The sequence below is a fragment of the Piscirickettsia litoralis genome, from assembly GCF_001720395.1.
GTDB classification, from domain to species: Bacteria; Pseudomonadota; Gammaproteobacteria; order Piscirickettsiales; family Piscirickettsiaceae; genus Piscirickettsia; species Piscirickettsia litoralis.
Genome location: NZ_MDTU01000001.1, coordinates 1,233,835 through 1,256,351 on the forward strand (window position 1 = coordinate 1,233,835; position 22,517 = coordinate 1,256,351).

Genomic DNA, 22,517 nt, shown 5'->3' on the forward strand with positions numbered 1-22,517 from the left:
TTCAGTAAAATTTTATACAGTGTATTGCTTACCAAGTATTAATTTAGCCTTTCTAAAAGCCCCTCTATCATGATCAGGACTCCTAAGTGTCCACTCACGCTTTGTGTGAAATATTCTCCCCATATTAGTTTCAGTATCAAATATATTCTTTACTATTCCAATAACGATATCTTTGCATTTCATTGCATCTAATACATTTAATATATCAATTTTTTTTTGCTGCAAGAAGTCTAATCTCTTCACTTGTCAAGGGCTCATTTTCAATACCCAAAATAAAACTATCAAGACCACCGAATTTACAAATTTTATATTGCACCGACAAAGATTGAATCGTTGGCAAGTAACTAATTAGATTAACCTTATACTTTGATGATAAGGATGTGATCATACCAACAACACCCCCCCTAAGACTAAATATATCATCAATAACCCTTTTTATAATATGGCAGCTCTCATGAGAGTTAATATTATTCTCAGAAATAATCTTTGACTTAATAAACTCAACAGTATCATCTAATCTATAAGCCAACATTTTTCGATACCTTTCGACTTTTGATTTTACATGAATAAATCTAGGGTGAGGTGATAATAAAAAACTAGACATTGATTCATGATCTATCCTAGATTCAATAGCACATAGCATGTCTTTTGTAGTGACAAAAACTCTATTCCAATTGTATTGACTACCCTCAAAGTCTATATTAGCAACAGTCATTCTTGCTCGACTAGAGTATTTATCAATAGAGGCTCTATCAACACAATTAGCTGATTGCATATTGCCTATTTTATCAACTATACAGGCAGAGTATTTACCTCCCTGACCATTTATGCCATGAGTATCATTACTAACTTTATTTGTTCGCGCTGGTTTGGACTCTTCTAATCCAACCATAACTGCATTTGGATACTTGCCATTGCATAAAATATATAAATGACCAAATTTTCCACTGCTATCAATCAAATGCTCTTTGCCATCAAGTGACTCTACTGTATTTCCATACCCTCCTATTGGAATATCAAGCCCCCAATGGCCGGTATTATTTCTCAAAATAGATCCATTAAATAAATTTTGAATTGCACACTTGGTTGACTTTAGAGTACCTAATTTAAGTTCTCTAACCTTGCCAAAATCATTAAAAGCATGAGTTGCAGCAGAGCGAGAATATATGGGGCTTTCTTTTTGATCTTCCAGTAGAATGAACTCTCTGAAAAATTTTCTACCTCCACGGTTCAACTGGCTTAAGTCAAATAACAACCGGCCACCATGCATAATATACTCACCTAAACTATAGTCATAGTCAGGCGGCTGGCCACATATTTCAAATCTATTATAACGAAGTATGGCTATTACTCTTCCAAGAATACATAACCTTCTTAAATTATCTTCACGCTCTTTTAAAGATAACTTACTATTATCAGGCTTAAAAGTTCTAATTAATCGATCCAAACCATTATTTTCTAAATCTGTTCTCAAATTACTGCTAGGCACCTTACATCCTCACTTACATTTAATTAAAATACACAATCATTGTTGAAATTAAGTACAGAAAAAATGCGCATATAAAAACAGCCTTATAATTTGAGAGTATTTTCAATATACTACTCTTCTTAGTTTCTATATTACCTTCTGTATTAAAATTTAATAAGGTTTTATTAGTATCAGCCAAATTCCCTTCACACTTATTTTCTAGCTGAATTAAATAGTCCCTTGCCACATTACTATTATGGTTAACCATCTCCCCCATAAAGCCATCTTTTAAAATAAAATAATAAACTTGATAAACAATCTTAGGGTAATATTTATTACTGACAATATGATTCAAAGCTTTATAGAAATAATTACCACCAGTATCTAAATCAAACATTTCACGCTGCACCAACTCCCAAGCCTCTCCCTCTTTATAACCAACCTTTAAGTTAACATATTCATCAAGATATACCGTCAATGCAAAAGCAATCAAATATGCAACATCCCCGCCGTAAGTTTTACCTAAAAAAATGATTAATCTCTTTAATATTACCAATAAGCTTGCTTCTATAATCAGATGGATTGATGTCACTTTCTTTATATTTTTTCACTGCTACTAAGAAACTAGAAATTTTGAATATCGCAGCTTGCATATTGACCTCTATTAATTTCCTGAAGAGATGATGTTATTGTTTACTTCAACAATCACGCTTTCAACACCTACCTTGACACGTTTTTTCCATTGACGACTCTCACTATTAAATAAAAAGTAAAGCGATATTGGTTTACTATTATCATATGTATAATAAAACAAATAAGTAGACTTATATTTTGGTGTAATAAAATATTTTTTATATTTATCATTATTAAACTGACTATAAAGACTATAGTAATTATTGCCAATATAATTTTTACTGTCATCTTGAACAACAAGCAAATAAAAGTTATTTCCATTATTGACGTACTTATCAGTCTTAACTTTAATCTTAAATTTAGGATCACCACCTAAACCAAGCATGGAGCAGCTATTGAGCATAACTACTGCAGCCATGATAGATACACAATAAGAAATACTAACTAATCGTTTTTTCATATATTTTTACCCGGTGATAATCTAACTTCGACTGTGGTAGTTTTTTCATCTTTTCCAATCGATTATTAATATAATCTTTATAAATAATGCCATATACAACCACTCGATGATTCATAAAATTTTCTTTATAATTTATAATAACTCTATCTAAGCAGGCCATTTTTCTTTTACATAGTATAATATTTGAATATATATTTACCTTAATACACTTTACAGAGAACTCTGAAAATCGCCCTAATGTTGAGTAACCAGAGAGTTGATCTTCCAAAAATTGAAATGGCTGTTTTTTACACTGCTCTTTAAAGGTTTCAAGAGAAACTTCAAAATCTAACCCTGCTAAAGCATATGAAAATAACCTCCTTATTATTGCTAAGCTATGGCAATTAATCTTGGAAATACTCGGGATTAACCTACTTTTTGCAAGCATAGCTTCTATTCCTGAATGCTCTTGTAAAATAGTATCAAGCTCAAACTTTAACAGCTGATCAGCGATATACTGTATGTAAATACTCTCAGCTGTTTTACTATCGTACAAGATACAATCAATTGATCGGTCATCAAGTTTTGATTGTGCAGTTAACAAACCATCATTAATTTTTAACTTCACTGATTGGCCTTGCAAAGACACTGTATCAATATAGTGTCTTGGTGAGTGACGACCTACACATGAACTAAAGTAAATATCACTATAATTAACTCCTTGATTAACTAAGGTTTTAATCAAAATATTTATATTATTTGAGTACTTTATAATCGACACGGTAATTCAGCATATTAGTAAAGTTATAATTAATAAATCGTTGTAATACATTACATACATAAGCAAATAAATACTCATCTCCCTGTTCAGCTATCAGTACATGCAAGCAGATGATAAAGCTATCTGAAACCCTCGATGTTTTAATGCCTGAAATATGGTTACGCAAACGGAATAATGCGTTATCCTTTTCAATTAATAAATCAAAGAAAAGTTGAATCGAACTAAGCTCAGCCACATTTCCAAAATGAATATCCATAAAGCGCTCAACCAACAACAAACGATCATCATAATGCATACGCTTCATTGAATGACTTGAAACCGCAGAAAATATGATATTTTCATCCAAATTACTGATCTGTTCTATTTGATCAAACTCAAAGTGACTACAACATATACACTCTACATCAACAGAACCAACTCGAAATTTATCGCTATAATGAAACTCTATTGTTGGAGAGACTAAATTATTATAGTGCAGCATGTAGGTTAATACTGACTGCTCATGAAAGAGATAATAAGGATAAATATCAGTTTTTTCACTATGTATACTTTCTACTGAGAACAACTCATCACTATCTTTTTCTAAAATCAAGGGGTAATGCTCAGCATCATTTAAGTAAATTCGGCGAGCCTGATTCTTGTGTAGGTGCAATAAGGTTAAAGTATTAAACTGTAGAGCATCAATCACATCACCTACATATTCATGTGAATTTAGCGGAATATAAAAGTCAATTGAGTGTGCCTCATAAGGCATGGTAGCATTAACTATAATATCAAAAAAGCAAAAGTGCTCTGGAGCATCGATCAATTGACGCAATAAATGGTTGCGACAAATAAAGCTTTCTATATTTTGATAATCAATATTAGCTTTGAGTTCGAGGTTATTATTAATAATCGCTTGAGATCCACAAACATTCCCCTTTAGAAAGTTAAGAAGAACTATATTATATATTGCACGCTCATGACATAAATGAAATCGAAAACGAGACTGGGCATTAATGGTTACCTCTTCATTAAACTTCAGTGAAATTATAATTTTCTCATTACTTAAAGAAATATTGATATCAATAATATTATAGAGCTGAGTTTCAAATAAGTTCATTACTTGAAACGTATTACCACTACAAGCTACAGACAATGGTTGGCCTTTATCTATACAAGGGTCTGCCTTATTATCCAAATAACTCATTTTTACCAGAGAAGACATTGGTAATGTACAAAATAAACTATGATAGAGATCTATTAATCTATTTTTCTTAAGGTTTGCTGTATATTGATAAAACTGCTTATATATTTTATCAATATTAAATGCGACCTCTCGTTTTTAAATTTTGCCCCCTTGTTGTCATACTTCTAGCCCTAGCCCTGTTAATCGATAAGCAACACGGATATCTGACTGTTTATCTTGCCATTGATATGTACCATTATTTGTCTTTGCTTTGGACATCAATTTAAACAAGCACAATGGCGTATAATCATTAAAAATATTAACTGTACTTCCTGATGAGGTCTGATAGCCTACAGAACAGCTTTGCTCTTTCCACCATGCATAAGCAACTGTTTGGCTAATTCCAAAGACATTAATACCAATCACCGTATCCTGACCTACTTTTAAAAAACTCATATTAACAAAGTTTTTGTTTTCTAGCTGTCTATTCATCATCTTTTCTGGATAAATTTTAATATTTAATACTTTAGGCTGACCATTTGCTTGCCAAAAATTTTTAGATAACTCCATCATACGATTGACTTGTGCTAATTGGTGTGATGACAATAACCCTTGATTGACAACGGATTGATTGTTAATCCAACCATTCGGGGTATAAATCAAGAATGGCTTTAACCATTGATCAAATACTTGCCAGAAATAACCACTCTTAGGATTAACACTCTGATCAAGTGTCTTTACATCAATCACTTTATCTGAAGTCATAATTAATGGATAAAAACTATCAAGGTGATCAATCAGTGTCTGTAGCTGCGTTTGCCATATTTCTTGGATATTACGCCTAATGCCATTTAAACCGATCCTAATAATTTGGTTAAATACTACTGTAAAATTATCCCGTATCACAGAACTAACAGTGATAGGGAGCCAGCTTTTTACTTTATTTAAAGGATTATCTTCGATATTGCCATAATAACCATACACCAGTTTAACTAACCGCTTATTTTGCATTTGCAAACTTAAGCTATAGCCCCCATAAACTGTATTATAAATTGAATTTAGATATAAAACGAAATCGCTATTTTCATAATTTTTATAGAGGTCATTTAGAAATGAAAACTTACTTGTAATGATCTTAAATTCCCCATCATCAAACTCAGTATTTTCTTTAATATATTTTAACCCTTTATAGATGATTGAATTTGAAGAAACAATGTTTTCAAGATAAATTTTTAAATCCTCTGTATTATTAACGCTTGCTGAAAATAAAACATGTGAAAAACTATAATAATTATCTATATATCTTTGAATGTAATTATCCATTGATTGACTAATAAGCTGATTAAGCTCAGATAAGTCAATAATACCATCTAATTTCTTCTGTAGTGATTGATAATCCTTTAATCCTGGCAAAATAACACTTGTTACATAAAGTTTAGTATACAGGCTACTAATCTCTGCCTGCTTGCCAGAAAAAGGGTTGTTCATTACAACACCTTGACCACTATAACTTGAGTTCATAACACTGGCACTGTGTTGACTATAATATCTTGAAACATCATTAATAATTGCTTTTAGAGCAATGATATTAATATTCTTCCCCCGATAATCAACTGGATTAGCAGTATATTGATCACTGATCATATCAACTTTTTTCAATAAGATTAAAAAAGTCTATTTTCTTATTAGGCTCATGAATTTTAATTTTCATAATAGCAGACAATGATTTTATCGATTTATTATCAATAATAGCTTCACTCTTACTCGTTTTAATTGTATCTATACACTGACTTAACTTATCAGCGAGATAAAGCCTAATTTTATGCTGGCTATTTTTAAACTCTTGAACTGTAATCTTGGGGTCAGCGAGAACACGATCAATAATATTAATGTCGATCATGTCCCTTTCTTGGCTGAAGTGATAAGATTGATAATGAGTAAGTGGGCTGCTTTCAACATAAATTAATAATTTATCACGATTAACCGATAATATTTCTGCGATTAAGGTAATATGGCCTTTAACAAAACTAGCAAATTCGCTATTATTATTTGACAGATAAATTTGATGGTATAATTTTCCTAAAGGATTATTGGAATTCTTTGAGATACCCGTTACCAGCTGCCGCCTTACTTTATTTATAGTATCTTTATTTATTGCATCAACTAATAAAATATCAGGATAAATAACTGTATAAAACGGCTTATCTGTAGCATTATTTTGACTGGCTACAATTAGTTTATGTTTATAATCTAAGGCTCCAACAGTCATCAATGAGATACTTCCAAATAAGACCCCATATATAACCAAAGGGAAACGATGATGCAATTGAGCTTGTCTTAACATTGAATTCAATGACAGTGTATGGCTCACTCTACTCGCATTTATTTTTTTTACTTGTGACTCTATTTTGTTGTGATAATGGCAAACTATACCAATACTATCAGCATAGCGTGTATATTTATCTGTTGACATAGCTACTAGTGCTGCATTCAAGCTCATACTAAGCGTTGACAAAAATTCATTAATGTTTCCAAAAACACGATTTTGATTTTCCAGGCCAATAAGCTCCTCAGCTATGAGTTGAGGTAATTTTGTACTAACAACAAATTTAATATCTTTAATAAGGTCAATCAATCCAAATAATTGCTTTTGAAAAAAGGCAGCAGATACCTCACTCAACTCTGCAAGCTCGGAGCTAATAATGACTGTGGGGCTCAATTTACTTTTCTGACGCATAAGAAAAAGCAGTTAATACTTTAAATCGCTTGCTAGGGGCACTCTCCCACTCACTCACAACTAAATTAATTAATATTGAATTCCCTAACACACTGAAAATACTTTTTTGGTAGACTAAATCATCAGCTCGATAATCAAGTTTTGATAGTATTATCTGTGGCTTGGTTAGGTTTTTTTCTTAAAATAAAAATATTATACAGCTTAAGTCCAGTTAATGAAACCGAGTACTTATTAAACACATAAATATCGAAAAAAATCTTTCAAATAAACCCAATATTTCTTTAGCTTTAATTTTTTAATTAAAACGATCAAGACTATGACTATAGCTAAAGCAATTAACATAGTTTGTATCGTCAATAATTTATTAATTGAAGGCAAGTATTTTTCCATAACTAACCTTCACTTCCACTGCTTGTAAAACTAAAGATAAGCCTTGATCAGTAAATCGTACTGACTGTTTATTTTCTCCATTAGCATTATTAAGTTCTAATTCAATTTTATTTGACTTATCACATGATTTGATCCATGAATTACGCTCTTTGCCAAAATTTATCATATTAGCCTGTTCGTCCTGGTTAATTAATCCGGGATCAATAGATAATGTTAATGCACCAGTAATAGTTGCCTTTTCTCTCCATAAGCTAAGGTTAACATTAACACCATTAGCATAAGGGTGATAAACCTGATCTGAATATAAACTAGGTAAGTAAGCAGCAATTTGCAAAGGCTTATTATCTTCATCAAAAAGATAAGGAATTTCAACCGTGTAAGAAAATTCTCCTGACTTCATCGCTGCATCTATATTATTAATATAGTATTCATATTTATCATCAGCCTGTTGTTTTTTAACAACACCCTGAACATTGATTGGATAATCTAGCATTTGACACTCAGGGTAGCTGGTATAATCACAGGAAATATCTAAAAATTTAATTTTAGTTTTAATGCGATAGTTAAGTCGAGAATCACAAGCATCCTGTTTGAAAAAGCCAATTTGATTTATTTCCACATCTTTTGTTATAGAGCATGAAAAGTAGCAGGGTTTCACTGTTTTTCCAATTAAAGGCTTAGGTATATATTTCTCTATATCACTATTAGAGCTTATAGATAACCCCATATTTTGGCTAATATTTTGCAACAACTCAGTTACTCCATAAGTAACAACTCTTACTTCATAGCCACATGAATCTAATTGCTTGTTTCGTTGATCTATCAGTGTTGCAGCACCATCAATATCAGCATGATCAACTGCTAAATATTGCATTATAGGCTTTTCAAGCGCTTCAGGACTAGCGTCAATTCTGGTATTAAATGCCTTAGTATCAAAAAGCGCAGGTTGATATCTATCTAATTCACATTGCTCTATTAGCATCCCATCAATATAGTTAAGCTGGTAATCTTTAGTATTATCTTCACCGATAATAATATATTTATTTATACCATCGTATCTTAATTGTAAATTGTAGTAACGCAAAGTTTGAAACAAATAATCATAGAATGAAACAGAATTATCATTTCCATACTTGTTACAACAAATAGCCAACAACTCTTTTTTATTAGTTAAATCACTAACAGAGCCATCAATTGTTAACTCAATAAATTTTTATTAGGATCTAATAAATTTATATACTTTGAAAAAATATCCTGATATGAAGCTCCTGAAAAAACATCAAAACATAAAAATGTTGATAAAAGTACCTTAAGCGGGTCATAAAAATCAATGGTTATTTTTTTATTACTATAATTATTAATATAATTAATGGAGTATATCGCTTTAGGCGGGCATTGGCTATATACAGTCATTAATAACTCATACTCCTGCCCAGATTTATCAATTGCCATGCTGTTTGATGCTTTAACTACTAACTTAATCAAGCTTGCCTTTGATAGATATTGCTCTTCAACATCATCATCGCTTTCTTTAAGATGACTTTCATAGAATACGACCCGACCTGACACCCCATACTGATACCGATGGTAATCGACTGATTCAATATAAGCATTGCCTATAGAAAACTGACCTATTTCAGCAAAGTTATTATCATAACAAGTAACATCGATTGTTAATGACTGATTATTAATATACGACATTTAAATTAATTGTTTTACTATGTGTTATTTTATGAAGCACTAACTGTCATTGCTTTAAGAGCAACTTCCTGCGTGCCGCTAATATTTACCGAGCCACTTGCTGAGACTTTCACATCGCTACCATTCACTTGAATATTTGAGCTCGTTAAATCAATGATATTGCCACTACATGCCAACTCAATTTTACCACTCTCCAAACGAATATAGGTTTCATCATTAATAGAAAATTGTATTGATTCTTTATTGATATTAATCTTACTATCATCAACAGATAATGTCGTATTTTCCTCTGATTTTATTAAAGTAGCATTTGCTGTCATCGATAATAACTCCTTGACCAAGTCCAGAGAAAGTGTCAAAACTTTATCATTATTCGATGTATATAAATGAACTCCTTCATTGTCATTCACGATTGAAGATATAATTGATTGTGTCATCATTAAGTTACCGTCATCTCATCTTGCCCAGGATCTGCCACTGTGAGCTTAGAGCTTAATGCGCTAAATATGCAGTAACATTCACTTTTATCTGTAGCCACAGGAATGTCTAATACTTTAGTTAATACCGCCGTAGGAAAAAAAGGAGTCACTAGCGGAATACATGTGGTCGGTAAGATGCCGAAATTAGCAATCGCTAATGGGTTAGATGAAGACATGCATGAACCGAAGCTTGGAATATTTAAATAGGGAATAACATTAAGCATCACCGTCATAGACTTTCCTGGCCCATACTCTTTACCTAACGGAATAATATTTAGCGGCATTTCTGCAAGGCCCTTATCACATTTGACTGTAGCACCAGAGGCAATCCCTAAACTCTCACCGTCAACGCTACCAGCAAATGCAGCAAAGCTTGATGCTAAACAAGCTATAGCCTCATTAATTGCATTTATAATACCTGTCATACCAGGCAAAAAGCTCATTAACCCTCCCATATCAAGCGATGGCATTGTCGGCAAAAAGCCTTGCATCATTGCTAAAATATTTTGATAGGCCGCTAGCGCCTTAGCCACTAAGCCTTGCAGCTTTGCTAAAGCAGTATCAATATTCCCGGTCACAAAAGATTTCATGCCATCAAAACAATCACCAATCCCTTTTAATTGAGATAAACCATCAACATGAAGTTTCAATATATCTGGCATAAAATCAAGATTTTTTAAACTGTCATACATCCCTTTTAGCTTATCAAGTGCTCCGGTAATGCTATCTAGAGAAAGTGCATTTGCAAAAACTCCAACCAAGCCCGTTGCCGCAGCTATTAACTTAGCAAGAATCGATGAGATATTACCGCACATTGAAAATCTATCAAAAACACTTGTTAATTTAGACAGCAATGATTTTAATTTAGCTAAAATATTAGGCAAAGAAAAATCAAATAAACCCGCTATTTTATCAAAAAATGCCACCTGCAGCACTTCCTGCGCAACTTGTGACTTTATCTAACATATCTTTAATTTTTTTCAAAATATTTTCAATAAGATTAAAATTAGTTGATGGGAAACTGGGCATAGAGGGTAATAAGCCTTCTAGTAACTTAGCCAGCTCAGTGAGCTTTAATAAGTTAATACTTGGCAAGCCCAAACTTAAACTTGGCATGGAAAAATCTACATTAAATAAAGGCGGCAATGCTAAGCCACAGACATCCATCTCAATATTATTTTTCAGTGCCTCACTGGCTTCGGTCAGTGCAGTACTCACGACCATCGCTTCTAACTGATTTTGTAAAGCGGCTTGTGTCATATCAAGATTAGAAAGAGACAGCGCAAGAGAGTCAACCAGAGCCATTTTATCCGCTAAACTCATCTGGCTATTGAATGCCGATAAAGCCCCTTGTATATCAGATAACTGACCAGTGACTCCTAGAGCCTGCTGCAATAATGCATCTTTTTGGCTTGAATATGCACCTAACAACCCTAACTGCGCCCCGCCTAAAATATCTTGGTAATCTGACACTTTATTCGCAAGTGCATCAAAACCGTTATAACCAATACTCGATAAACCACCGGCAAGCTGATTAAAAGTGTCAGCATAGCCTGCCATAGCACCTACATCAGCTGCTGAGAAGTCCGCGCAAGTGCTGCATTGCTGCCATGCTTCTGCCTGTATATTAGCTTGATCCACCTGTGATGAGAGTTTAACAATAGAATTATTCTCATCGAGTTGATCATTAATCTCATCAATTTTAGCTTGAGGGTAGGGGTTATAGCTCTGGTAATTATTAATAAGCTGTTGATATTGGTTATCAACCACACCATTTAGTTGCTCCAATTGCTGAGGGGGAATTTGATCGAGTGAAGGTGGTTTATCCCCCCAGTTATTAATCATTGATTGCATCATCAATAAATTTTGCGTGTTCTGCTGCACTGCTGACTGGTTTGCACCCACTGCACTGAGTTGCTGCTGCATTTGCCCAACATGTTGATCTAGCGCATCCCTAAGCTCGTTTTCATTCAGCGTTGATGTGCCCTGACTATACCCTAGCCACCCTCCTCCAGCAGTTTTATCTTTTGCTTTAGAACCATAGGCTACCACCGAAGCATTACCCTCTTCAAAAAATCGACTCATGCTTTCTTGCAGTGAATTCTCAGAAGTTTCCCAATCAAAAGGGGATTGATCAGATGGCTTTGCATCACTATTAACAATTTCACTGGCATGATGCCCACTATAGCCTAACCAAGTAACTGCCCCTACTGTTGCTACACCCGCTGTAGCTAATGCTGCCTTACTAGGAATATTACCATTTGCTATTTTAAGTGTATTATTGATTTGATTCACACTTTCTTGCAGTTGGTCAAAAGATTCTCCATTCGTATCTCCTGGCACTTGGTGTTTATCATAAAGGTTCACTAAAGAAGATTTAAGCTCCTGCAAATGATAAGCCTGTGGTGCCCGATTTTGAATTTTATGGTATTCAAGCAACTGCTGTTGAGAACGGTCTGATAATTCAGCAATCTGGCTTGCAGTTTTATCATTTAAATCCTCAGGACTTAAGAATAAAGCCTGCTTATCCATTGCTACAGCATCTTGAACCTTTTGTGCATGATATTGACAAGCTGCAAGCGGATCAGCAAATACAGGTCGCTTTTCTTGGGTTTGCGAAAATTCAGCAACGGCTTGTATATCAGCGTTATTTAGCTGCTCGATACTTTCATCAATGCCTGTGGTTGCAGCCCCAGGTTGATGCAGGCTACCATGCAGTTCTTTAAATTGCTGGACATCAAAAGCCATTATTCATCAAACTCTATATCAAAATCGTACTCATCTGCAATCTCATTCAAGCAATTTTCTTCTTGATCATTGATATGATTATCTTCATTTTCATAATTATCATTTATATCGTCATGGTCAATATTATCTTTTTCATCTAGCTTATTATTATAATTTCCATTTAATTCGCTATTTAATTTATCGTCCATATCAGAATTTAACTTAGAAAATCCTCCAGCTTCAATCACTCCTGCATTAGGCAAAATAGACTTATGTTCTCGCACAAAGTCTGTTATCTCATTCATAGCAACTAAAGCATCACTTTGAAAAACCTCACCGCCAGAGACAAGCCCTTCAGGGCTCGCTTTATACATCTGTTCGGCAATATGCCACTCCAAAGTTTCTTGATGCTTATCGATAAAGCCATGTATTTTCACATAAGACTTCGACAAGTTCTGATAAAAGGGAATAAAAACTTCAGGAAAATAACTGATAGGGTCAAAATTTTTAACTTCTTCTTGGATATTCTTATAAAACAATGCTGCTTCAAATATGCGCTCTTGATTACATAATTCCATACATAACTTTATACGCTGGAACAATAATTCAAGTTTTGAAGACTTCACACTGTATTGACCATCATGGCTATCATGTGTCTCGCTCTTATCATCCGTTATTTTTTCTTCGTTATTAACCGTATTAAGCTTCCTATTAATTTCTCCATTAAGTGTTTTCACCAGCCGATTAACCCCAGCACGAATATTAAAACTCTCTGGACTGCACTTTTTAAATTCAGCTAAGCTATCTAGAATAGGCTCAATATCCTCACACAATACTAAGCCATTATCCGCGATATGATCATTAATAGTTTCAAAAATCCAATTAAGACTGCGCTCATTTTTTTTAGTCTTACTATTATTAAAATCTTCACCTTGAATATAATCATTTAGCTTAACAATATTCGCAGAAATGCACCCTTCAACAACATACTGACAAACAGTAAGGTAAGAAAGCATCTGTAAACTAACACCACCTTCGTTCACCACCTCAGCTTGGATTAAACCCAGCGCTAAGTCATAGTCAAGGTCATAAATATGCTTAGTTATTAACTCGTTCATAGCTGTGCTACCGCATCAGCTTTCTTTTGGTCTCTTTCACTAAGCGATCTAATTTCTAATACTGAACTAGCACTAAACTCTAAGTCATGTTTTGACAAATGCTTGGGTTGAATAAACATACTCTTATAAGTATCTATCTTGAAGTGAGATATTTTATTCCCCTTATTAGCTTGAAATTTATATAAATTTTTATATAAATAGAACACAAGATCCTTCTTAGTTTCATCTTTTTTATACAAGACTGATTTTGCAGAAAACCTAAAACTTTTTTCACGTTTCTTAAGCAATTCATTGAGTTCAGTACATTTTTTACTATATTCTATAAAAGCTTCATTAACACTAGTATAATATCTTTTGTCTAAGCCGGTGTAGGCAGGTCTACTAGGCACTAATTTTACCTTTGAGAGAACAGCAAGAGACTCATACAGGTCAGACGCCTTAGGATAAATAAGAATAAGGTCACATATTTTATCCTCCTCGGAACTCAATCCCTTTGTTCTAGCTCCGTCGATAATAGCATCTAACTTTAAAGCACCTTTAGAGTTTTGAGCAACTACTCTTCCCTGTAAAGATTTTAAAGTCTTTATCAACTGCTTTTGCTCTAACCCAGTTATTTTTTCATCTAATTTAGCACGAGGTTTTAACTCACTACCTTTCATCAAGTTAAAACAATAACGTGCTTTAACATTCTGAAGGTTTTGGAGGGCATCAGCAGGTTCACCAGATAGACTAGCATCAACTAGTTTAACTTCATCAGTATCTAACTCTTTAACCGAAGAAAAATCAACCTCTGCTCCAACAAAATGTATTATTTTATTTAATTTTTCCTTATCAAGACAAAATCCAAATAAGGATGATAGCTTAATGACTTCAGCAAACATATTTTTTGCACATGAAATTAGTGATGTAAACTCGCTACTAAGTTGGCCTGAAGATGATTTAACAAAATATTTATACCCGCATATTTTTCCTAACAAATACAAAGACAGATATAAGGCTGACGCTCCAGAATGCTGTAATAAGCTTACAACAAACAACTGAAGTCTCGAAGGGTGACTAAAAGTCTTATTAACCTTTCCTGCTCTACTCATGCTAGAGCATGCAGTCACTATTGCTTGAAATGGAACAAGTCCAGAGAAATATTGAGGAGAAGAAAACTCTTTGTAAAAATCTACCACCCACCTCTGCTTACTAGCATGGTCTGAGGGGTAAAATATTTCCATCAATTTACTTTTAAGCTCATTTACCTTCTCATCATACCTACTAAATAGAATACCTGAAATAGCTGGATGTATAATATCCCCAGAGCTCGAAATTTTTATCTTTGCCCTTGATATTGAACTGACTGACTGACTTTTAAGAGTATCAAAAGTGACAGAAGCATCTAGGAATATCAAGCCAGATGCTCTCATATACTCCATCACAAAACATAAATTTTTATAGAATTCATTCAAGTATTGAGTCGTAATTTCCTTAATTTTCTGACTAAGTTTCAGCCTATCAGCAACGCCTAAACTACTATAATAATCCCTTTGTTGCTGAACAATCCCATGATCTCCTGGAGTCATAACAACTTGAGTTTGAGAGACGATTTTTTGAGACGCCATATTACAGTAGCCGAATAAGGATTTAAATGCGTTGATATTATGTTTAATATCATCAGCAACACTGTAACTACTCTCTTTTAATATTTGCTTGGACGCTTTAATAGATTCTTTAGCATAATTGATATCCTTCCCAAAGCTTAAATATTCTTCGAGAAGTTCAGATATTTTATCGTAATAAGGACTCATAATATTTTTAAAACCACTTGAGTGATTTCTCAAGCTGCTATACTCAGCTATTTTTTTCAAATCATAGAGTACTGACCTAACTTCGTCATTAACATTCTCAACAGCTGTTAAGTATTTTGTAATATCTTCTTCATGGGTTGATAGAATATAATCTCCTGATAACTTAATGATGTTTAATAAATAACGTCTTGAGGCATGCAGCAAAACTAATTGTTCAAAGCAGCTAATTAAAATCGTCGCATACATTCTAACTAGAGGTACGACCGAACCCTTCTTACAGTCAGTTTTACAAAGATTAATTGCTTCAACGACCATATTACTAGAGTTTTTACTTATTTTAGCTTTTAACTCTTCTGCTACAGGATCTTCTCCTCCTGTCACATAGCGATACCTGTTTGCTTTTTGCCTTGCAATTGCAACTGTCGCATCTCCTTCCACAGCATCACCTTCTCCAGGAGCTACTGGTCCTTCAGGTGCAGAAGGCGGTATTGAATAACGCTCTCCAAAGCTAGCAAGTATTTCTCCCCCATCTAAACCTTGATTAAATTTATGACCAAATTTAGTCACACTGTTACCACCCAAGCTCGCACTAACCCCCGCTTTTGAAGCAATACCACTGACTTCTTCTCTCAGCTGTTTATATGGACCATTAACGACTTCACCTTCTTCGGCCGTATAACTCATACCCTCAGGTAATTTCTGTTTAGTGTCAAAATCATAACGACAGTACTTTTTTGTCACAGCAGAGACTAAAATTAATAAAGAAGCACGGTAAGATATAGATGAATATAAGTTTTTTTCTACTAAATTTCTTCTTCTTAATATGTAATTAATAAAAGCAGCCTCAGCTGGGAAGCGCTCCTCAAATCTAACACACTGCTCATTCTGATGACCTAATAAAATATCATCCATAAAATCACTTTTTAACGTCGACAGCTGAGAGCGCCAAATTTTCATGAAAACTTCTTCTTCTGCGGCCACCTCCCCTTCGAAATCTAGTGTTTCAAATTTATTAGCACCTGCATGCATTAAGTTAATGACCGAGTCTACACTATCGTCTATACAGCGACTAAAGTCTTGCAACTTTTCAATAAGGTAAGTATCAAAGAATTCAGATACCGCGATATCATCATCCTTTGAAAATACAATTGATGAAATTAAAGAGAGTGTATTACCAAAAAGAGGGCGCATATCCACTTTTTAATAGAGTTTGATAATGCAAATAGTGGTATTTTTTTCATCATTCCTTCTTTGGCTTGAATCAACTGCCGCATAACAGAGTCAATTGTCACCCCAAATGCAAGTTTTTTTACCACTAGCCCCTGCACTCACTCCATTTAAACCGGTTGCATTATTAATTCTTTCTGCAACATTCATCGCCTCTTCGAAGCTTGTAGCAGTTTTACTACTTTTAATAAGCGAATTAACAGTCGTCTCATCTAGATTATCAACATCTATATGATTAGTGACGATTTGAACCATAACATCAGCATAGCCTCTTTTAGTAACCTCCTTCACAGCCTTCTGCAATGCAGCGGTATCACTCAAAGAGGCATCTGCGGGTTTTCCTAACACAGATCTAGAAAATTTTCTAACGTAATCACCAAAGCTCTTATTTCCCTTTCTACTCTTTACTTTGCTTTTAAAAATACCAGCCAAATGTGTCGATATTGCATCATCAAATTGGGCTTTAAACATCCTATTTACTTTCATCAAGAATTTTGAAAAATCATCAAGCATAAAGTAAATTGAAGGCACATACATACTATCATGATAACTATAAGCGTTATCTTTACATATATAGATGGGCTTAGTGAGTATGTTATAAAAGTGTCGACACAACACTGCAACAATCATCATATCTTGACTTTTTAAAAAAATAAAATCATCAAGCCTATTTGCTTTTCTCAGTTTTTCATCCTGTGCAAGATAACCACTTAATGTTATTAATGAATTAATGAGGTTATCCGCTACTTTTGAGTCCATGAAATTAGAAATAGAATCTAATTGAAGTTTAGAAACACTCTTTAAAGAGTAAAATTCGGGGGGATACAAATTAGTATAGGCATACCTAACTTCAACAACTAAGCGCTTTAATTGCTCGCCAGCTTTTGTTGCCAAGCTTTTTGCTGCATCCAGCTCTTTTTGCTTATCTGCACTGACAGAAAATCTAACTCGTGGGTCAAGAATACTCTCTTGATTAGAATCAAGCCCTGCTTTTTTTATTATTTTAGCAACAGATTGAGCAAAAAATTTTTCATAAAATTTCCAAAACGTTAACCCTGACTCCTTTGCTAGCTCTATTCTAATTACAGGATATGTCTTTTGATTCGAGTGACTCGCTCTTAACTCCTCACGAAGCTTTTCTTCACTAATATCTCTATTTTCACTCAAAATAGCATCTATCGCGGTTTCCGCCGCTGCAGCTAAAATAGGTTTCATTGGTGCAGATAAAACACTTCCCATAACTAATCCCTCATATTATTATAATTGCTAAATCATTGCCTTGATTAATATCATAATTAAGCAATGATAATTTTTTTCTGATTTTATACACTGGAATTCATAATCTTTATTTAAAGTAAATGCCTTATATCCTGACCTTTCGCCGAATAAACCGCAATATTCTGGTTTCTCTGTCAGAGCAACTCCAGAAAGAGACATTGATGTCACAGTATTAATTCTTGATGGTGAGCAAATTTTCACACTCTTAGCAGTAATTTCCTTTAAAATAACAACGATTTCTGAGCCTTCGTGTATATCAACCTGGTCTGAATAAATTATATTATTATCTTGATAGAACTCTATGTGCTTATAGGTATTTAATTTTTTCGACAAAGAAATAAATATTAAGTTAATTAATTTATTAAAGTTAATAGAAAAGTTATCATGACTATAAACTAATCCATCACAATTTAGCTCATAAGAATTAACAAGAATAGAGTAAATATTAACAATAGCTTCAAAGAGATAAAATGGGTGATACTGAATAGAACTTCTAGAGTTAATCATTATAAATTTCAATTTAGTAATTGCTTTATTAATAATAACCTTATACTCTTTTAGTGCAGCGACTTCTGCCTTTCTAGAATAAAGAGTCAGCTCATCAATCAAGCGCTTAACTATAGTATCAACCTGATGAAAACACTGTGTAGCGATTGATAAAGAGGGTGCAATAAAATGATCATTTATCTTGTAGCTGCCATCAACTTTCTTATCGATATCGAAAATTTTCATTGTAAATGCAGATGATGGAACAATTTCAGTTGACAAAACAATTATATTCTTGAGTAAGATAATATTACCGTTTTGAGTCTCCTGCTCTATATCTTCATAGTTAATAAGGTTAATATAAACATTGACTCTATCTTTTTCGATATTATTTAAGTCTAGTGAATTAGTTTTAGCATTTTTATCAATATCTATATATTGACCATCATAGGTAATAAAACTAAGTTTTAGTAACTTTAATAGCCCTGATCGTAACTCTGACTCATTCCAGGCAATATTAATAAGACCATGACAGGGAACTCCCATGGAGGAATTCCCATGTTTTGACTGTGATAATAAATAATCAGTCAAGCACTCAAAATGCTCTGGAAATAAATACTGATCATTATACCACTTTGGTCTTAGCATACTATATAACTGCTATTTTTGTGATGCGACAGGAACAACGATATTTACATCATTGCCATCCATCAACTTAATATCAACATTGGTGGTGATAGTGCCTTGCATAGTAAGCTCAAGATAATCACCATGATCAGAAACAGTAATTGAATCATGGCCATTAGCAACAAACGATAATTCATCGGTTAAATCAACACCTTGATACCATGAGCTCGAAGTTCCCGAGTCACCAACTGGGTGGCAAAATTGATTTGTATTCGCCTCTGAGAATTTAAACACCACACCATTTTTAAGCTCAGTAAATACACTCGCTTTAAATTGCTTATTCGCTTGCTTGTGCACGAGCCCTGATATCATCCCCATGCGAGCGCTATTTTCTTCATACACAGGAATAACCATTTCTTTGACGATAAATGCAGCATCTTCACTTTCTGTTTTGCCACCGTCATATACTTTAAGGTTTTGTGATGGAGCATCTCCATTGAAAGTAAATTTCTTAAAGTAAAGCCCTGAGTCAGCACTATAACTGGCTGCTGGCCCACTTAAAGGACCATTGGAGTCAACCGTTATATGCAGCGTATTTGACTCGACCCCAACTTTGCCTTCAATAAAATCGATTTTACTATACATAAGTATCTCTCCTTTGGTTAGCTATCTAAACGTGTATCAATTTTGAGTTCCACATTCATCCCTTCAAACTGGATATGTGGTAATACAGTGATATTGCAATTATACCAGCCTGCTTTCCCTTTTATTTTTGAGACATTAATTTGTGCTTTTTTAAATGGAAAGTACGAGATTGTTCTGTCATCTGGATTCGAAATTACAGTTACATAGTTACCGATCCACCCCTCTAGTTTTTGTTGAATATAATCAGCGCCTGCAGTTGTACCAATATCCGCTCGCATCATAACTCTTATGTAATGAGCAATTCGACAAATCGAGTATGTGTAAGCCAAATTCGCTATCATTTGTGAGTTTTCTGAGTCATATGGATCTTCAAACTCTTCAATATATTTCAAAGATTGTGTACTAAAAAAGCAGGCATTTGATGTGCCCTTTTCATAGATCAAAGGCATAAATCCAGCATTAGCAAACTCAAGTTCACGATAATCAGGAATCATAAACTCTACCGGGACTTTGATTTCTTCTTTACCACGCACATTAAAGGTTGGCGTTGCTAAACCTTCAATTAATCCTCCCCCTTTAGGTCCACGAATTTGTTGGCACCAGCCATTAACTTCAAATGCTCTGGTTAAGTTTTTGGCGAAAAGAATTGCAGAATTACCCCATAAGTATTCATTGTCGTCAAAATAATTCATTTTTTCAGAAAATGTTTTTAAGGAGCGTCCTGCGGGATTAATCAAAGGATCATAAGGGACTCTTAATAAGTATCTTGGCAGAGTTAAACCAATATATGTTGCCTGCTCGGTTTTTCTAAACTTATTCCATGCGCCAAACTTAGGGTGTGAAGTCAGACCTTCTAAGTCAGTCACTAATGATAATTCTTCAACAGAATTACAGTCAAATAGTTGAGGAGAGGCACTACTCACAAATGGTGCATGAGCAACTGTTGCAATTTTTCCCATTGCTGAAAGCCATGCAATATCTTCAGGAGTGCGGTTAAACTCATATAAACCAATCAAAGAACCATAGGGTTCACCACCGTATTGATCATATTCACTTACATACACTTTTTTGAATAAATCAGCACCGGTTATATCAATGCTATTACAATCAAAATCGTCTTCTAGCTCATCTTTAGTCACATCTAAAAGATCAATTTTAATATTAGCTTTAAAATTTGTATCTTTTACTAGATCATTAATCGAGGTCCATATTGACTCTAAATTTTTAAAATTACTGTGCGAGATAACTTCATTAACTTGATCATTAATAAGATAATCTATCTTATCTAAGATACTTTGAATAAGCCCTTTATTAAAACTTTCTAAGTTCTCACTATTAGCAATCAATAAACACAAGCTGGCAACTAACCTTTCTTCATCAGAGTAGTTCTTGCCTACAATATTAAATAACTCATCATCTTGGAGCGACTCATCTTTATAAAGACTCTCGTTTAAACTTAAAGTATTAAATATTGTATTAACTGTAACTTGGTTTTCTTTTACTTCTGCTTCCATCACATCTCCGACTATACTTTGAAGTTTTCTAAATTAGGAAGTGATTTTTTAAAGTTTTCAAGTGCTTCTTTATCTTTCATTAACTCAAGAATGGTTCCGCGAAATTTTTTATTATTATCAACATATGCCTCCAGCTCCTTTACCATGTTTTTCATCAACAATAGAGACTGAATCTCTGGTATTTTTTGTGCAATAGATTCTGGCTTAAATGCTTTCATTGAATTAATTGGTAAATTAACATTAAGCGTTGCTTGTTTACTTGGGTTAATTTTATTATCAACGTCTAAATTAAGGGACATCCCCATATCACCCATTAAGGCATCAAGGGAGACATTTTCACTAACCTCACGAATTTCTCTTTCCTCAAGGTCAATCTGGCGATCTTTTGAGGTTCCTAACGATAAATCCCCCATAACCAACATTTTAAAGGGTAATTCCTTTTCCTTTTTCTTTCCATTCACCTCTGTTTTGTAATGAATTTTTATTCTAGATTTTGGCACTTGGTCGATAATAGCCACACTCACATCTCCCTCAGATGATTACATTACTCGCCACACGATAATATTAATTATTTCAACAAATTATTTACTTTAAACAAATGCCACCTTATAATGCTCAGGTTTGACAGGGGGCTTTAGCACTTTGTAGCAAATGAATTATTAAAGTTTATGGTCGTAGATTAACAACCTGCATCTTTGTGATCAATATACAAAATTACATTTTTTGTATACACCACTCTTAGCTGAGGGTGCAAGAGTAGGTGTATTTATCTGAAAAATAGTATGAAGAACACGATGAGTAGAAAACCGAAGAGCAACAAATATTTAGTTTTTATCCCATCGTAAAAAGCTCATAGATAGAGTTAAAAAACTCTTGCCCATGATGATGGCTACAGCCACTCTGAAATTCCGTGTATGCCTTTTTTAAATAGTGAAGCAGCTCGCTATCATATCAAGTAAAATTGTATCAAGATAAAGCTTGACAGATATACCGCGTCACGTGGGTAACCTTGTAGTCTTCCTGTTATATACCCATGATCAGTATCAATTAAATACTTACTAATCAATATAAGAAATCAACTTTTAGAATACTATAATTACCTAAGCGCTAAAAACACTGTGCACTCTAAAGGCTAAGCTTTCAACATGCTTAATACTTCTTGCCATAAGTAATAACAACTATGCATATAGCCCTGAATTTTTTTTCACTGATGTCCTTCCAACATGCCTAAATAACAGGCTACCTTTCTCAGAAAAACTCCTGTACCTTCACCATTAAGTTTATTAACTCATGAACCTGTTCTTTT

20 protein-coding genes are annotated in these 22,517 nt (G+C 33.8%); all 20 read right to left on the reverse strand.

All coding sequences use genetic code 11. The features are described 5' to 3' along the window. Positions 1-12: 12 nt before the first annotated feature. Positions 13-225: a hypothetical protein gene (locus tag BGC07_RS05935; protein ID WP_069312352.1), complete on the reverse strand. Its 213-nt coding sequence runs from the start codon at positions 223-225 to the stop codon at positions 13-15. Next, entirely contained in the window at positions 206-1,489 is a 1,284-nt protein-coding gene (locus BGC07_RS05940) for a hypothetical protein (RefSeq protein ID WP_069312353.1), read from the reverse strand. Before BGC07_RS05940 ends, BGC07_RS05935 begins: the two co-directional genes overlap by 20 nt. Before the next feature lie 19 nt (positions 1,490-1,508). Beyond that, entirely contained in the window at positions 1,509-2,024 is a 516-nt protein-coding gene (locus BGC07_RS05945) for a DotU family type IV/VI secretion system protein (protein WP_158006879.1), read from the reverse strand. A gap of 108 nt (positions 2,025-2,132) precedes the next feature. After that, a complete protein-coding gene (locus tag BGC07_RS05950) occupies positions 2,133-2,561 on the reverse strand; it encodes a hypothetical protein (protein WP_069312355.1) in 429 nt (142 codons plus the stop codon). Beyond that, a complete protein-coding gene (locus tag BGC07_RS05955) occupies positions 2,542-3,168 on the reverse strand; it encodes a hypothetical protein (RefSeq protein ID WP_235602970.1) in 627 nt (208 codons plus the stop codon). Before BGC07_RS05955 ends, BGC07_RS05950 begins: the two co-directional genes overlap by 20 nt. Positions 3,169-3,295: 127 nt before the next feature. Beyond that, positions 3,296-4,510, reverse strand: coding sequence for a hypothetical protein (locus tag BGC07_RS05960; RefSeq protein WP_235602971.1), 1,215 nt, complete (start codon positions 4,508-4,510; stop codon positions 3,296-3,298). 156 nt (positions 4,511-4,666) lie between these two features. Continuing rightward, entirely contained in the window at positions 4,667-6,148 is a 1,482-nt protein-coding gene (locus BGC07_RS05965) for a hypothetical protein (RefSeq protein ID WP_069312357.1), read from the reverse strand. Continuing rightward, positions 6,135-7,226 carry a hypothetical protein gene (locus BGC07_RS05970; protein ID WP_069312358.1) on the reverse strand — a complete coding sequence of 364 codons (1,092 nt, stop codon included), beginning with the start codon at positions 7,224-7,226 and terminating at the stop codon, positions 6,135-6,137. The genes BGC07_RS05965 and BGC07_RS05970 overlap by 14 nt, the downstream gene beginning before the upstream one ends. Positions 7,227-7,590: 364 nt before the next feature. After that, entirely contained in the window at positions 7,591-8,769 is a 1,179-nt protein-coding gene (locus BGC07_RS05975; protein WP_069312359.1) for a hypothetical protein, read from the reverse strand. 44 nt (positions 8,770-8,813) lie between these two features. Next, the gene (locus BGC07_RS05980; protein WP_069312360.1) at positions 8,814-9,317 is read right to left on the reverse strand and encodes a hypothetical protein; all 504 of its coding nucleotides are present in this window, start codon (positions 9,315-9,317) and stop codon (positions 8,814-8,816) included. Between the two features lie 29 nt (positions 9,318-9,346). Beyond that, a complete protein-coding gene (locus BGC07_RS05985) occupies positions 9,347-9,637 on the reverse strand; it encodes a hypothetical protein (protein WP_235602972.1) in 291 nt (96 codons plus the stop codon). Positions 9,638-9,756: 119 nt separating this feature from the next. Then, positions 9,757-10,722, reverse strand: coding sequence for a PAAR-like protein (locus BGC07_RS20075; RefSeq protein WP_069312361.1), 966 nt, complete (start codon positions 10,720-10,722; stop codon positions 9,757-9,759). Then, complete coding sequence (locus tag BGC07_RS05995) at positions 10,709-12,544, reverse strand: hypothetical protein (protein WP_069312362.1); 1,836 nt, start codon at positions 12,542-12,544, stop codon at positions 10,709-10,711. The genes BGC07_RS20075 and BGC07_RS05995 overlap by 14 nt, the downstream gene beginning before the upstream one ends. Further along, on the reverse strand, positions 12,544-13,641 hold the full coding sequence (locus BGC07_RS06000; RefSeq protein WP_069312363.1) for a type VI secretion system protein IglI family protein: 1,098 nt from the start codon (positions 13,639-13,641) through the stop codon (positions 12,544-12,546). The genes BGC07_RS05995 and BGC07_RS06000 overlap by 1 nt, the downstream gene beginning before the upstream one ends. After that, the gene (locus BGC07_RS06005) at positions 13,638-16,625 is read right to left on the reverse strand and encodes a hypothetical protein (protein ID WP_069312364.1); all 2,988 of its coding nucleotides are present in this window, start codon (positions 16,623-16,625) and stop codon (positions 13,638-13,640) included. The genes BGC07_RS06000 and BGC07_RS06005 overlap by 4 nt, the downstream gene beginning before the upstream one ends. 90 nt (positions 16,626-16,715) lie before the next feature. Then, positions 16,716-17,900: a hypothetical protein gene (locus BGC07_RS06010; RefSeq protein WP_069312365.1), complete on the reverse strand. Its 1,185-nt coding sequence runs from the start codon at positions 17,898-17,900 to the stop codon at positions 16,716-16,718. A gap of 27 nt (positions 17,901-17,927) precedes the next feature. After that, positions 17,928-19,073, reverse strand: coding sequence for a type VI secretion system baseplate subunit TssK (tssK, locus tag BGC07_RS06015; RefSeq protein WP_069312366.1), 1,146 nt, complete (start codon positions 19,071-19,073; stop codon positions 17,928-17,930). 12 nt (positions 19,074-19,085) lie between these two features. Then, on the reverse strand, positions 19,086-19,697 hold the full coding sequence (locus tag BGC07_RS06020) for a hypothetical protein (protein ID WP_069312367.1): 612 nt from the start codon (positions 19,695-19,697) through the stop codon (positions 19,086-19,088). A 17-nt stretch (positions 19,698-19,714) separates the two neighbouring features. Further along, complete coding sequence (tssC, locus tag BGC07_RS06025; protein ID WP_069312368.1) at positions 19,715-21,211, reverse strand: type VI secretion system contractile sheath large subunit; 1,497 nt, start codon at positions 21,209-21,211, stop codon at positions 19,715-19,717. Positions 21,212-21,222: 11 nt separating this feature from the next. Next, on the reverse strand, positions 21,223-21,729 hold the full coding sequence (gene tssB / locus BGC07_RS06030) for a type VI secretion system contractile sheath small subunit (RefSeq protein WP_069312369.1): 507 nt from the start codon (positions 21,727-21,729) through the stop codon (positions 21,223-21,225). Between the last annotated feature and the right edge of the window lie 788 nt (positions 21,730-22,517).